10 protein-coding genes and 5 pseudogenes are annotated in these 13,606 nt (G+C 62.1%); 6 read left to right on the forward strand and 9 right to left on the reverse strand.

The features are described 5' to 3' along the window. Positions 1-585 precede the first annotated feature (585 nt). From ACVMDN_RS30995 to ACVMDN_RS31010, 4 genes and pseudogenes are all read right to left on the reverse strand, one after another. Positions 586-1,749, reverse strand: a complete 1,164-nt coding sequence (locus ACVMDN_RS30995; protein WP_456834733.1) for an MFS transporter — start codon at positions 1,747-1,749, stop codon at positions 586-588. Then, positions 1,746-2,915 carry an MFS transporter gene (locus ACVMDN_RS31000; protein WP_225162114.1) on the reverse strand — a complete coding sequence of 390 codons (1,170 nt, stop codon included), beginning with the start codon at positions 2,913-2,915 and terminating at the stop codon, positions 1,746-1,748. The genes ACVMDN_RS30995 and ACVMDN_RS31000 overlap by 4 nt, the downstream gene beginning before the upstream one ends. 51 nt (positions 2,916-2,966) lie before the next feature. Further along, a pseudogene (locus ACVMDN_RS31005) lies at positions 2,967-4,327 on the reverse strand (NAD(P)-binding domain-containing protein). A gap of 50 nt (positions 4,328-4,377) precedes the next feature. After that, positions 4,378-4,695: an ArsR/SmtB family transcription factor gene (locus ACVMDN_RS31010; RefSeq protein WP_456835852.1), complete on the reverse strand. Its 318-nt coding sequence runs from the start codon at positions 4,693-4,695 to the stop codon at positions 4,378-4,380. Positions 4,696-4,810: 115 nt separating this feature from the next. Here ACVMDN_RS31010 and ACVMDN_RS31015 point away from each other — a divergent pair. Then, positions 4,811-4,882, forward strand: a pseudogene (locus ACVMDN_RS31015) (ArsR/SmtB family transcription factor); the annotation flags it as partial. A 1-nt stretch (position 4,883) separates the two neighbouring features. Here ACVMDN_RS31015 and ACVMDN_RS31020 read toward each other — a convergent pair. Beyond that, positions 4,884-5,225: pseudogene (locus ACVMDN_RS31020) on the reverse strand (integrase); the annotation flags it as partial. Next, positions 5,122-5,898, reverse strand: a pseudogene (gene istA, locus ACVMDN_RS31025) (IS21 family transposase); the annotation flags it as partial. The pseudogenes ACVMDN_RS31020 and istA, both read right to left, overlap by 104 nt. A 98-nt stretch (positions 5,899-5,996) precedes the next feature. Here istA and ACVMDN_RS31030 point away from each other — a divergent pair. After that, positions 5,997-6,299: pseudogene (locus ACVMDN_RS31030) on the forward strand (transposase); the annotation flags it as partial. 127 nt (positions 6,300-6,426) lie between these two features. Here ACVMDN_RS31030 and ACVMDN_RS31035 read toward each other — a convergent pair. Then, complete coding sequence (locus ACVMDN_RS31035; RefSeq protein ID WP_229159612.1) at positions 6,427-7,014, reverse strand: helix-turn-helix domain-containing protein; 588 nt, start codon at positions 7,012-7,014, stop codon at positions 6,427-6,429. Between the two features lie 869 nt (positions 7,015-7,883). On the opposite strand from ACVMDN_RS31035, the gene ACVMDN_RS31040 reads away from it, so the two are divergent. The 3 genes from ACVMDN_RS31040 to ACVMDN_RS31050 are packed head-to-tail and all read left to right on the forward strand — an operon-like array spanning position 7,884 to position 11,598. Then, entirely contained in the window at positions 7,884-8,510 is a 627-nt protein-coding gene (locus ACVMDN_RS31040; RefSeq protein WP_456834730.1) for a (2Fe-2S)-binding protein, read from the forward strand. A 2-nt stretch (positions 8,511-8,512) separates the two neighbouring features. Further along, on the forward strand, positions 8,513-9,490 hold the full coding sequence (locus ACVMDN_RS31045; RefSeq protein ID WP_076826793.1) for an FAD binding domain-containing protein: 978 nt from the start codon (positions 8,513-8,515) through the stop codon (positions 9,488-9,490). Continuing rightward, positions 9,487-11,598, forward strand: coding sequence for a xanthine dehydrogenase family protein molybdopterin-binding subunit (locus ACVMDN_RS31050; RefSeq protein ID WP_076826791.1), 2,112 nt, complete (start codon positions 9,487-9,489; stop codon positions 11,596-11,598). The genes ACVMDN_RS31045 and ACVMDN_RS31050 overlap by 4 nt, the downstream gene beginning before the upstream one ends. Positions 11,599-11,863: 265 nt before the next feature. Here ACVMDN_RS31050 and ACVMDN_RS31055 read toward each other — a convergent pair whose 3' ends face one another. Further along, positions 11,864-11,989 (reverse strand): hypothetical protein, encoded by a 126-nt coding sequence (locus ACVMDN_RS31055; RefSeq protein ID WP_283805962.1) that lies wholly within the window; start codon positions 11,987-11,989, stop codon positions 11,864-11,866. 101 nt (positions 11,990-12,090) lie between these two features. Between ACVMDN_RS31055 and ACVMDN_RS31060 the strand changes: the two genes are divergently transcribed. Further along, entirely contained in the window at positions 12,091-12,429 is a 339-nt protein-coding gene (locus tag ACVMDN_RS31060) for a hypothetical protein (protein WP_456834729.1), read from the forward strand. Between the two features lie 108 nt (positions 12,430-12,537). Here the strand turns inward: ACVMDN_RS31060 and ACVMDN_RS31065 are convergent, their stop codons facing one another. Then, on the reverse strand, positions 12,538-13,566 hold the full coding sequence (locus ACVMDN_RS31065) for a sulfatase-like hydrolase/transferase (RefSeq protein ID WP_456834728.1): 1,029 nt from the start codon (positions 13,564-13,566) through the stop codon (positions 12,538-12,540). Positions 13,567-13,606 lie beyond the last annotated feature (40 nt).

A 13,606-nucleotide genomic window follows, 5' to 3' on the forward strand; every position in this document is an offset into this window, starting at 1 on the left:
GACCCTGCCAGGCGCTGAGGGAGGGACCGCGTCCCGAGTATCTGTCAATCGGCCCTTTAATTGCGGGTTGTTGTCAAGTTACCATTCTTTCTCCCCGGTGGTTCGCCGGTAGCGATCGCTCCGTCGGAGCTGGTCGGGATTGGAGACGGAGCGATCGCGGATGGCGAGACGATCGCCTGGCGGGATTGGATATTGCACGTTGCGGGAAGATTGGTGTCTTCATGATGAGGTCGTGAAGTACCGCTCCCACTTGATAGATGTTTATTGCTCGGAAGCCCTCGCTACCGGGAAGCTCATCTCTTGTCAGGAACTCAGGTGGACTATACTACGCTGTGGCAACAAAGCGGCGCTGCTCATCATGATCAGTACCGTTGCCCTCCGAGGGCAAAGGTCACACGTTCGAATCGTGTCGGGTGCGCCAGTTTTTCTTTGCTTACAACGCGATATGAGCGTCCGAACCGAAATTCCGGTTCTGTCTCATTCGAGCGAGTAAGCAATCTGGATAAAATCGTCGCCGAGAGCCGATAGGTTGCTAACTGACAGTGTCGGTCAGAAGTTCGTCTCGCCTAAGGTGTTGCCACTCCGTTATGGCGCTTGTCTCGCTCGCAGGAAAAAAAGCGCGATGAATGCGGAAACCGACGCTAGCGCCGTGATCCATAACGCTCCTGCACCGAGATATTCAGCAAACAGGCCAACGGCGAGCGGCGCGACGGCACCGGTCGCGCGGGCCGGAAGCGATAGCACGCCAACGCGACGGCCAAAGCCGTGCGGCCCAAATAGTGCGAGCGGTAGCGTGCCGCGCGCTATGGTCAAGATGCCATTGCCTGCACCGTAGAAGATGGCGAAGGCGGGGGCGAGCACCGGTCCTCCAGCCGCAAGAACTACTATGCCGAGTGGATTCATGACCGTCGCAAGCCGAGTCGACGCAAGAGGATGGTAGCGGCTAAGCCAGCCCGCTTCGATAATCCGCGCTGCCACCTGTGCCGGGCCGATCAGGGTTCCCGCGAGCAGCGCTGCCGCCGGTGTTGCACCGAACTGCAAGAGCAGGGAAGGCATCAAGGCAGAAAGTCCCGAACTCACAAACCCGGTCGCCGCAAAGACATAAGCCACGAGGATCATGGCGACTGTCTCGCTTTGCTGCGCCGACTCTGCGGGGCTTGCCTCATCGGGCAAAGCCGCCTGGAATGGCTTAGCGCGCGGCAGCGACAGGTTCAGCGGCAGCGCCAACGCAATGTGAATAAGCGCCCAAACCTGGCACGCAATCCGCCAGCCAAAGGGCGCATCGAGATACGTGGTGATCGGCCAACCTATCGTGCTTGCGAAGCCTGCAATCAGGGTGATGCCGGTGATCGGCCTGCGGGCGGCGTATCCATACATGCGCGTCAGTGTCGCAAAGGCGGCCTCATAGAGCCCCATCCCCATGCCAACGCCGAGGATGAGCCACGACGCAATCAACACAACGCTTCCGGACGCGAAAGAAAGAAGGACCAATCCCGCCGCAAACACGACGTTCGAAACGGCAAGCAGCCCCCGGCCGCCGAACGTATCGATGAAATGCCCAACACGCGGTCCCAGGAGGCCCGCCATGATTAGGCCGACCGAAAGCGCGCCGAAAACGAGAGTCGACGAGATCCCAAGGTCGCGGGCGACCGGATTGGCAAGAATCGCCGGCAGATAATAGGTGGAGGCCCACGCCAGCGTCTGGCTGGTGCCAAGCGCCAATATGATCGGAAGCTGACGTTGACTCATCCCTGTGGCGCCCTCGCCCTCGACCAATAGAGCGCGACGGGGCCGAGCAGAATGCCTGCCGCGAGTACGGCAAAGGCTGCCGCCCAGGCCGTGGCACTCGATGGTCCGCCCGCCGCATCCAGCGCGACGCCAAGGGCCCACGCGCCCAAAGCCGACAGACTAAAGCCAACGGTCGAATGCACGGCCATCGTTGCGCCGCGGTAGTTGGGATCGGCGGCCATCGTCATTCCCGAGGTCAACGCACCGGAATCGGCGGGCACCGTGATGGCGTAGACCAACACCAGTGGCAGCAACAGCCATGGCGATTTGTCGGCGAACGCGCCGATCAGCAGCGCCACACAAGCAGAACTCAACATCACGGCGGTGATGGCGCGATGTCGGCCGAACCGGATCGCGCATTCGTTGCCGAGGATGCTAGCCGGCATCGCGAGCAAGGAGAAAAGCACGCTGACGACGACGGGCGTCAGGAGTGAGCCTTCCGAGTTCCTCACCGCCACGAAAGTCCAGAATCCAACCAGCCAGGTGCGGATGCCGTAAAGCTCAAAGCAGTGGGCGCCATAGCCGAGAACAAAGCCCATGGCGTTGGTGTTGCGGAACACCGGCGCGAAGTCCAAGAGGCGGCCCTGCGCGGGTTTTGGCGCCACCGGCCGCAGCAGGAAACAGACCGAAAGCATCATCAGCGGGCCCAGCGCTGTCACGAGGAAGGCTGAGCGCCAGCCCAAAGCTTCCGCAACGAGCTGCGAGACCAGGAACGACAGCCCGACGCCGAACGAAAAGCTCGACGTATACAGCGTGACCGCGCGGGATGAATCGCCGGGCGCCAGCCGGTCAGTCAGCGCCTTGAGACCGGGCATATAAGCGCCCGCGAAGCCGATGCCCGCAATGGCGTTGAACAATGCTCCGGACCAGAGGCCGGTCGCAAACAAGCCGAACAGCAATGTACCGAGTGCACTGACCGCCGAGCCCGCAATCAGGATCTTGCGCGCGTCGATCCGGTCAGTCAGCGTGGCCAACACCGGCACCGTCAACATGTAGCCAGCTGCGCCCGAACCGGCGAGAAGGCCAGCCTGCGCACCGCTCAGGTGCCATTCCGGAATCAGGAATGCGGCAAGTATCGACGGCACGACGACATGCGGGAGCAAGCTACCGAGCTGCCCCACACACATCGCCGCGATGACGGATCGCCCCTCTAGCGTCAGCATTCGCACCTTTCCGCGCTAAGCTGCGCAGCCACAGCCAGCTTTTCCTGCACCCTTCGCCTTAGCATCATCGACGCAACAGGCGTCCGCCCGTTCGGTGGCCGGCCCGCCAAAGCATTCGACCTGTCCCGGTGTCGCGCTGCGGCTGCACACGCCTGTCTCGGGCAATACGAGTTCAACCCGCGCTGCCGCTTCATTGTCACCGGCAATTTTGGCCGCAATTGACCGCACCTGCTCATAGCCGGTGAGCATCAGGAACGTTGGCGCACGCCCATATGACTTCATGCCGGCGAAGTAGAATCCCGGCTCGTCCTGCGCGAGTTCGGCCGCGCCATGTGGGCGTACTGTGCCGCAGCTATGTTCATTGGGATCGATCAGCGGCGCCAGCGCGATCGGGCATTCGATGGCCGGATCGAGTTGAATCCGAAGTTCACGCAAGAATTCGAGGTCGGAACGGAACCCCGTCGCGACGATTAGTTCGTCAGCCACAATGCTCCGGTCGTAGCATCCGGCAGTGGCAAGCTTCAGGCGCTCGCCGTCACGGTCGATGCGAGTCACAGGGAAGCTGGCTTCCACTCGGATTTGCCCAGAGGTTACCAGCCCTGCCAGAGCCATTCCCAGTTCGCCACGCGCCACGAGTTTGTCATTGACGCCCCCGCCAAAAGCTTTGGCAGGATTGTCACCGCGCAAGACCCAAATGACTTCCGTGCTTGCAGCCTGAGATTTCAGATTCGTGAGTTCGATTAGCGTGCCAACCGCAGAATGCCCAGCCCCGAGCACGGCGATGGCCTTTCCAGCATACCGGGCGCGATCCTTGCCGAGCACGTCGGGCATCCCGTACGCGATCTTGGTAGCGTTCTCCCGCTCGCCGAGGGCCGGAAGACCGTTTGCGCCACCAGGGTTCGGCGAGAACCAAGTACCTGACGTATCGATCACCGCATCGGCGCGAATGCTTTTCGGGCCCTGCCCGTTTTGGTAGCGAAGCTCGAAGGCGCGTCGCCGCGGCCTTTGGTCTTGAGCTTGTCGAAACCAACGCGACTGATGTCGGTCACGCGGCTTGATGTATGAATGTGATCCTTGAGCACCGTACGGTGAGCCAGCGGTTCGAGATACTGCGACAGCAACTCACCGCCGGTCGGATATTGCTTTGGATCCGGCGAATTCCAACCGGTTGGCGCCAGCAAGCGCTCAGCCGCTTTGTCGACGTTGTATTCCCACGGCGAGAACAACTGCACGTGGCTCCACTGCCGCATCGCATGACCAATTTCCGGACCTGCTTCCAAAACGGCCGGCGTCATTCCGCGTTCAAGAACATGAGCAGCGGCGGCAAGTCCGACAGGACCTGCGCCAATGATCGCAACCGACTTCGACTGTTCCATTTTGCTTCTCCTATCAAACTAAAAATATCGAAATTTTCGACCTGAAAAGATCAGGCCGCCGTGCTTGTATTCTTGCATTCGGTCGCATCGGCGCAGCATTCAGCAACTAGAAAGTCGACCAGCCCCTGCATCACGTCATAGTTGGCGTGACACGTCAGAGTCGTTGCCTCCCGCACTTGGGTGATGAGGCCGGCGGTCACGAGCGTCTTGACGTGGTGCGACAGGGTTGATGGCGCGATTTTTAGTTTATCCTGCAGTCGGCCGACGGCCAGACCAGCCTGCCCAGCGCGAACAAGGGCACGATAGATCTTGAGCCGGGTCGGATTGCCCAAAGCTTCAAGGTGCATGGCTGCGTCATCCAGTTTCATGTCCATAATCTGTCGCAACAGCTTCAGAATGTCAACTGTATTTCTAGTATTATCGAAATAAAGACGGCGAATGATCGCCTAAACGGTTTTCTGATTTATCAATAATTCTCGATATATGGAACCAGAGCAAGCCATCTTGGCACTCGCCGCATTGGCCCAGCCGACCCGGCTCGATGCTTTTCGCCTGCGATACGGCCAGTGTCGGTGACGATGGTCGAGGCCTTCTTTGGTCGCCCTCCCTTTCCGAGGATGAGGCCGGCCTTAAGATCGGCAAGATAGCGAGTACACAGCTCCTTCACGGTGATCGCCTTGTGATCGAGTTGGCGATCTTCGACCGGGTCGTCACCCCCAGCGACCCGACCGAGTTGCACTCTCGCCTCTCGGCGTACCGTCTCCGGCGCCCAGGCTCCGTGAAGTCCAATTGTGTAGCCGCGGCGTGAAGAAGCGTTCCCTGACCAGCCCGACCTGGTTCTCGACCTGCCCCTTCTCCCAGCCCGACGCTGGCGTGCAGGCAACCGGATCGACCAGATAGTGGCTGCACATCTGTAGGAAGCGGCGATTGTAGAGACGCCCTTTACCGACGAAGATCGTCTCTACGGCGGTCTTCATGTTGTCGTAGATGCCGCGGGTGCAGGTGCCTTTGAACAGGGCGAACGCCCGGTCGTGGGCGTCGAACACCATCTCCTGCGTCTCCCGCGGATAGGCCCGCACGAACAGCATGCGGCTGTGACAGAGCCGGACATGGGCGGCCTTCACCATCACCGTGGTGCCGCTCAGCAAGACCACCTCGTGGCTCCAGTCGAACTGGTAGGCTTCGCCTGGGGCAAAGCTCAGCGGGACATAAGCGGCCGCGGTCGATTGCCCGCGTTCTTTGCTCCACCGCCTGGCGTAACGCCGCACGGCATCGTAGCCGCGGTCATAGCCGCGGCCGCGCAGCTCTTCGAAGATCCGGATCAAGGTCAGTTGTTCACGAGCCGATTTGGCCGCGTTCGCCGCCAGCAATCCGTCAAGCTCTACTGCTCATCGTCCCAGCTTTGGCCGCAGTTGCACCTTCCGCTCGTACTCGAAGGAGGTCTCTCCCGACCTCAGCACCTTCCGAACTGTGTTCCGCGACACCTTCAGGTCACGGGCGATCTCCTTGATCGTCTTGCCCTTGATGAAGTGCTCGCGCCGAATCCGCGCAATCGTCTCCACGACCAGCATCCCCAACCACCTGCTTCATTCCAAAGCAGGTGGCGCAACAGACCTAACTGTAGGGGGTCAATTTTGGACGCCGATCCCCCGGCTTAGGGGGTCAATTTTGCAGGCCGAATGACACAAAGGAGCCCTCACGCAAGATCCCGCGCGACGTCCATGAGCGCGCCCGAGACGTTGCACGCTCCTTCGCTGGCACCGAGGCCTTTGAACAGTCGCGACGTGAGCGAAAGAAGATTGAGTTGCGGTTCGCACACCTGAAGCGCATCCTGAGGCTCGGCTGACTGCGACTGCGTGGCCCACGAGGCGCCCAGGATGAGTTTGTTCTGGCCGCCATCGCTCAGAACCTACGGCGGCTCGCGAGCCTGGTCGCGCGGCCGCCACCGGCACACACGGTGTACACCGCGTAGAGTTGCGTAGAGAGCGTCAGGGCCGGCAAACCAAAGCCGGTCGTCCTTGGCGAGATGGCCGAACAATCCATCGCGAGCAGCCGACTTTTGCAACAAAATCGGCCACAAGCAGACATCCGATGTGAGGCTACAAGGATCGGCGGAAACTTCGCGGCGTCGTGCCGACAATTCTGCGGAAGGTCTGGGCGAAAGCCGACTGCGTCGAATATCCGACTGCGAGCGCAACTTCACTAATCAATAGATTTGGATCACTCAGCAGCCGTTGTGCAAGCAACATGCGTTGCCGACTTAGCCAGACATGCGGCGTCAATCCGGTCGAGAGACGGAACGCCGTGCAGAAATGGTAGCGGCTGAGGCCGATTAGCGACGCCAGTTCGTCGAGGCCGATCGGCTTGTCGAGATGAGCCAGCATGTAATCGGTCACACGCTTGAGCTGCCAGCGTGCGAGCCCGCCGCGAGTGTGGGCGAGGCTCTGCGGCAGCTGTACTATGCTGTGCAAACGCAACAACTGGATGCAGAGCAGGTCGACCGCGCGATCGACCAGCAAATTTGCCGAAGGATCGGCAATGACGTCGGGGTTGCTAAGGATCGCGAGAATCTGCGAGGTCACAGCGTCTTCGCTGCCGACGCGTGCCATCAGCTCTACATTGCCTCGTCCGCCGATGAGCGTTCGGCAATGCTCTAGTCGTTCGTTGGTGAGGTAGACATGGGACACGTGTAGCGGTCCCTCAACTTCCCAATCTCCATCATGCCGGTCGGGAATCACTGTGATAGAATTCGGCCGCAGCGGAGCGGAGAGCCGCCGTCGCTCAACCGTCCACGCGCTGTGCTGAGGCTCACCATAGTAGGTGCCGACAAGGTGCCCGGGCATGCCTGGGGCATAGCCGTAACGCGTGCCACGAACAAAACGATGAGTGAGTTCAGTGCCGCACTTTAAGTGGATGGGTGCCAACGGCGGCGGTGCTTCCGATAGAATCCGGAACATAGATTGGGAAGGGTTTCGCTCTCGTGTGTGTACCGGATCAGGCATAGTTTTGGTTACGCAATGTTTGACCGCATCCGCGGCAGGCGCTTCATCGACATGCCAATATTTCACGACATTGCCGGGAATGGAAGCTGTGGTCCGAAATGTCGCAATGTCTGACTGATGGGCCGCGATGGGCGAGAAGCAGAGTCCTCCCGGCGCCACTAACTCTCCGGCGCTCTCGTCGGGATGATCGACGCAATGAGGTCTCTTGAGCTTCCCCTGCGAATGGGCTCCTCGCATCTCAGGCGCTTCACCTCCGCACTGCGCTTCGAGGGTCGATGGGGCAAACCTTGACCGGGCAACGAATGCAACTCCTGCGCGAGCTTCTCGCCAGTCATGCTGAGCGCCACCGAGTCGCGCTTTCGGTCGGGTATGAGACGCCATCGGCTTTCGCCGTGACCTTCCGAAAGGTGGAAGTGCCCCCCGCCTTCCGCCGCACAGTTTAGGCGCCGGCGCCACTTCGTCGCAAGATTGCGACAGTCGCCGCAATATCGGAACGGTACGTCCGTCGGGATCATGGCCTAATGGCTGGAACATCTGAGAGGATCCCGACCACCATGACAAGCCAAGAGCCGTTCGTAGCCGGCGCTGCTGAGACCCAAAGCACGCGGGGAGAAGTATCGCGCCGTTCGATCCTGCGGACTGTCGGGGGAGTGGCTTCCATGGCGGTCGTGCCCCAAGTGGCCGCGCAATCCACACCCGGAAGCAGGCCAGCCGCATCGACGGCCCGGGTTCGCCTGACCGTGAACGGAACGCGGCACGAGCTTGACTTGGATATACGGCAATCCCTGCTCGACGTCCTGCGCGAAGATCTCGGTCTCACCGGCGCGAAGAAGGGCTGCAATCAGGGCGCCTGCGGCGCTTGCACCATCCTGCTCAACGGCAGGCGGGTCGTGTCGTGTCTGACCCTGGCTGCCATGCATGAGGGGGCCACGATCGAGACGATCGAGGGCCTCGAGAAGAATGGCGAGCTTCACCCGCTCCAGAGCGCATTCGTCGAGCACGACGGCTTACAATGCGGCTTCTGTACCCCGGGGCAGATCATGTCGGCCGTCGGCTGCATCGCCGAAGGTCATGCGGGCTCTCCGGACGACATTCGGTTTTGGATGAGCGGCAACATCTGTCGCTGCGGGGCGTATCCCGGCATCGTCGCCGCCGTTGCCGACGCTGCCAAGAGGATTTGACCATGCTCCCGTTCACGATTGAGAAAGTGACCTCCGTTGAAGCCGCCATCGCTGCCGCGTCCTCCGGCCGCCGCCTCATCGCCGGCGGCACGACGTTGATCGACCTCATGCGCGACGAGGTGGAGCAGCCGCAGCAGCTCGTCGACATCAATGCGCTTCCGCTTTCGGAGATCCGCGTCGACCGCTCCGACCTCGTCATGGGCGCGCTCGCGCTGATGGCCGACGTGGCCGCCCATCCCGATGTCCAGCGCCTCCACCCGCTGATCGCCGAGAGCCTGATCGAGGGAGCCTCGCCGCAACTGCGCAACATGGCGTCGATCGGCGGCAACCTGCTTCAGCGCGTGCGCTGCCCTTATTTCCGGATGCTCGACGCATCCTGCAACAAACGCAACCCTGGCTCCGGTTGCGCCGCGCGCGACGGCATCAATGCCGGCCACGCCATTCTCGGCACCAGCGATCACTGCGTGGCGACACACCCCTCGGATGTCGCGGTCGCGCTGGTCGCGCTCGACGCCACGATGAGGGTCAAGGGTCCGAAGGGCGAGCGCTCTTTCCCGGTCGAGGAGCTTTTTCGCTTGCCCGGCGATACCCCCCATCTCGAACACACGCTGCTGCCGGGCGAGCTCATCGTGGAGGTGCGGGTCCCCGGGGGGCCTAATAGCCGCCGGGCACGCTATCTCAAGGTGCGCGACCGCGCGTCATACGAATTTGCGCTGGTCTCCGCGGCAGCGGCGCTCGACGTTGCGGATGGCGTGATCCGCGGCGCGCGGCTCGCGGTTGGCGGGGTCGGGACCCGACCCTGGCGAATGCGCGCCGTGGAGGCGGCGCTGATCGGCAAGGTGCCGGATCGGCAGGTGTTTCAGGCGGCCGCCAGATCGGCCTTGGAAGGAGCTCTTCCGCTGTCCGGCAATCACTACAAACTCGAACTCCTGCCCCGGACGATCGTCCGCGCCTTCGAAATGACGGGAGGAATCGCATGACGACGGGCATCATCGGACAGCCGCTGCCCCGCGTGGATGGCCGCGCCAAGGTCACGGGCGCCGCGCGGTATGCCGCCGATTTCAATCAGCCTGGCCAAGCCTATGCGGTGATCGTCAGCGCTACCGTGGGACTCGGCCGCGTGGCAGGCGTAGACAGCGCCGCGGTCGAGAAGATGCCGGGCGTTCTCGCCGTTCTCTCGCACCTCAACGCGCCGCGCCTGGCGTACGGCCCGCACAAGAGCTACATCGATCCGGCGACTGGCGAGCGGCTGCACGTGCTGCAGGACGAGCTCGTGCGCTTCCACGGCCAGCCGGTGGCGGTCGTCGTGGCCACGACAATCCCGCAGGCGGAGCGCGCCGCCGCGGCGCTGCGCGTCTCCTACACTGCTGAGCGGCCGGTCGTCGATTCCGCCGGTCCCGAAGCCCGTGCCATCGTGCCGGAGTCCGGCCGGCAGCCGGACGCCCGGCTTCCGGCCGACAAAGCGCGTGGCGACGCCGACCGCGCGCTCGCCGAATCGCCGGTCAAGGTTGACGAGACCTACGACATCGCGCGCGAGAACCACAATCCGATGGAGCCGCATGCGACGATTGCCAGCTGGAACGGCGACCGCCTGACGCTTTGGAGCAAGAGTCAGTTCGTGGTCAACGAGCAGGCCGAGATCGCGGCGATCTTCGGTCTGGCGCCCGAAAACGTCACGGTGATCTGCCCGTTCATCGGCGGCGCCTTCGGCACCTCACTCAGGACCTGGCCGCATGTGACGCTCGCGGCCATGGCCGCCCGGCACGTTCGGCGCCCCGTCAAGCTCGTGCTGACGCGCAAGCAGATGTTTTTCACGACCGGACACCGGCCGCGCACGGTGCAAAGGATCGCTCTCGGCGCCACGGCAGACGGCAAGCTGACCAGTGTGGTTCACGAAGGCACGGGCGAGACGAGCCGCTATGAGGAGTTCATGGAGGCCCTGACCTCGGTCACGACCTTCCTCTACTCCTGTCCGAACGTGCGAACGCGCTACCGTCTGGTGCCGCTCGATACCGGGACGCCAAACCACATGCGTGGTCCCGGAGAGGCGAGCGGCGTGTTCGCCCTCGAATGCGCCATGGACGAGTTGGCCTACAAGCTCCGCCTTGATCCGATCGATCTGCGGCGCCGCAACGAGCCGGAGATCGATGAGGGAGAAAACAAGCCCTTCTCGAGCCGCTCGCTGATGAAGTGCTACGACCTTGGGGCCGAACGTTTCGGCTGGTCGCGGCGTACGCCCGAACCGCGCTCCATGCGCGATGGCCGGCTGCTGATCGGGATGGGCGTTGCTTCCGCAAGCTATCCCGCCTTTCACGCGCCGGCCACCGCGAGGGCGCGGCTACTGCCGGACGGGACAGCCGAGGTCGAGATCGCAGCCAGCGACATGGGCCCGGGCACCTATACGTCGATGACGCAGGTCGCCGCCGAGACTCTCGGGCTCCCCGTAGAGCGGGTGCGCTTCAGCCTCGGTCGTTCGGACTATCCGCCCGCACCGTCCCATGGCGGCTCATGGACCATGGCCTCGGTCGGCTCCGCGATCCGCGCCGCCTGCATGGCCGTGCGGGAGGAGGCCGCAAAAGGGCGCAATGATCGACCGATCGAGGCCACGGCGACGTCTCAGCGGAATCCTGAAGCCGCCGCCAGGTTCTCGATGCACTCCTTCGGCGCGGTCTTCGTCGAGATCGCCATCGATCCCGACGTCGGCACGATCCGCGTGCGCCGCGCGGTGGGCGCCTATGGCATCGGCCGCGTCGTCAACCCGCGCCTTGCCCGCAGCCAATGTACCGGCGGCATGGTGGGCGGCATCGGCATGGCGCTGATGGAGCGCACCGTCCTCGATGCCCGCGACGGACGCCCGGTTAACGCTCACATGGCCGACTACCTGATGCCCGTGAATCTCGACATTCCCCAGCTCGAGGCGCACTTCGTCGAGGAGGCGGATCCGCACGTCAATGCACTCGGGGTCAAGGGTCTCGGCGAAATCGCCCTGGTGGGTATCGCCCCCGCGATCGCCAACGCCGTCTTTCATGCGACGGGCAAGCGCGTGCGCACCTTGCCGATCCGGATCGAAGACGTGCTGACCGCTTAGTGCTGCAAAGAGGATGGCATCCGCCGTCCTCCTGGACATATGGTTGCGCTTCATCCAAGCGAACTCGGGACAATGAAACGTCAGCTTCGGGTCATGAGCGTCGGTTTCGGATCGTTCACCAGATGTCTGCTTACCTCCTGACAGCGGCGGAATAGGAGGCATCTGCCATCTGCCAACCATCGCTTGGGGGCACGAACGGACATCGATGACCGGGCGCGCCTGGGTTCTTTCTTCCAGGACGCCGCACCCGCCGCATCTTGATCGATCAGTGAACGGCCGCCAACGCCTCTGCCAATTGCTCGTGCAGTCTTCGCTGCTCATCGGCACTGAGCTTCGAAGGTTCGAGCACCACGACAAATCTTTTGAGCGTTCCGGTGAAGCGGAACGGCATTTGGTCGGCGTACTCCTCTAGCACAGGTGTTCCAGTATCCTGTCCAACGTCAAATGTTTCGTCCAGTGAGAAGCGAGCAGGTATCGTCTGTGGAAACGACCTTGCGAGACCTGCTTTTCGTCTACCAACAACGTCGCGACAGCTCCTTTGCCAATGCCGCCGCCGTCGTAGTCGAATTTAACGCGGACGATATGATTGCCTACCGGAAGCCGCTGATCGGAAGCAACTCTGAACTTGTGGTCCGGCTGGTTCGAAAATGCGTAGGCGAAGACAGGCTTGCCGTCCGTCACCAGCAGTGCCCAGCCGCCGAAGCGCCCCTTATTGTCGCCAACACGCCGTTTGCACCGCCTCGCGGGATGGCGACTTCGGCAGCAATCGTCCATGATTTATTTTTGAAGTCCGGCGCTGAACCCTCCGGGATGCGGATCATTCCCGGATAGTAGACGAACTCGCTCCGTCCGCGGGTGAGGCTGGGTCGAATTGCCGGATCAACCCGGGATGCGAAGCTGGAGTCGAGCGGGTAGACATTGAACTTTCGTGCCTCGACATCAAACGCGTCCTGTAGCTCTCTGAGCTTGTCGGGATTTTTTCGCAGCCAAGTTGACTTGGCTGAAATCATCATCGATGTTGTAAAGCTCCCATTTGAAGTCATCCGGGTTCGGTTCATATCCGCTCGTCACCCAAGGCAGGCGAAGCGGTGTCGTGCTCGCCATCCAGCCGTGCTTGTAAATCGCACGATTCCCAAGCATCTCGAAATATTGAGTGCCGTGGCGCGTCGGCGCGGTGGCGTTGTAGAAGGTGTAGACAAGGCTAGAGCCATCCAATGGCTTCTGCTTCACACCATCCAACATGTCTGGCGGTGTGATCCCCGCGGCCTCATAGATCGTCGGCACGATATCAATCACGTGGCAGAACTGGGTTCGCAAGCCGCCCTTGTCCTTGATGCGTGCCGCCCACGATATCACCATGCCGTTGCGCGTGCCGCCGAAGTGCGATGCGATCTGCTTCGTCCATTGCATCGGAGTATCCATCGCGTGCGCCCAACCGACCGGATAGTGGTTGTAGGTCAGCGGGCCGCCCAGTTCGTCAATCATCGAGAGCAGAAACGGAAGGCTCTCCGTCACGCCATTGGCGGCGGTAGCGACCTCGTTGGTCGTGCCCTGCTGGGTGCCCTCGGCACTCGCGCCATTATCGCCCATCATGAAAATGACGAGTGTGTTATCCATCTGGCCTGATTGTTCGACGGCGTCGAGCAGACGACCGATGTTATAGTCAGCGTGTGACAAGGCACCCGCGTACACTTCCATCATCCGCGCATACAGGCGCTTCTGGTCCGCCGACAAGGCATCCCACGCTGGAATCTGCTCCGGGCGGGCGGTCAGTTTGGTATCGGGCGGCACAACTCCGAGCCTGATCTGCCTCGCGAGCGTATGCCCGTGTCCAGCGTAAATGCGCCTGCCCGGGGCGGCATCGGCGGCATCCTCAGCAAGGCCTTGCCCCCACCTCGCTTTCGCAGCCGCCTGCACCTCCGGCTTCTTGGCGTTGCCTTCGCCAGTAGCGTGGATATTCAGCTTCACTAAGTTGACTAGCGCCAAAGCCCAGCCTCGATCGCCGCCA

It is taken from the genome of Bradyrhizobium sp. USDA 4510 (assembly GCF_054059095.1).

Coding starts and splice junctions, on each gene's coding strand:
- ACVMDN_RS30995 (WP_456834733.1), bottom strand. CDS start 1,749: ATGAGTCAACGTCAGCTTCCGATCATATTGGCGCTTGGCACCAGCCAG.
- ACVMDN_RS31000 (WP_225162114.1), bottom strand. CDS start 2,915: ATGTGTGTGGGGCAGCTCGGTAGCTTGCTCCCGCATGTCGTCGTGCCG.
- ACVMDN_RS31010 (WP_456835852.1), bottom strand. CDS start 4,695: ATGAAACTGGATGACGCAGCCATGCACCTTGAAGCTTTGGGCAATCCG.
- ACVMDN_RS31040 (WP_456834730.1), top strand. CDS start 7,884: ATGACAAGCCAAGAGCCGTTCGTAGCCGGCGCTGCTGAGACCCAAAGC.
- ACVMDN_RS31045 (WP_076826793.1), top strand. CDS start 8,513: ATGCTCCCGTTCACGATTGAGAAAGTGACCTCCGTTGAAGCCGCCATC.
- ACVMDN_RS31050 (WP_076826791.1), top strand. CDS start 9,487: ATGACGACGGGCATCATCGGACAGCCGCTGCCCCGCGTGGATGGCCGC.
- ACVMDN_RS31055 (WP_283805962.1), bottom strand. CDS start 11,989: ATGCCGTTCCGCTTCACCGGAACGCTCAAAAGATTTGTCGTGGTGCTC.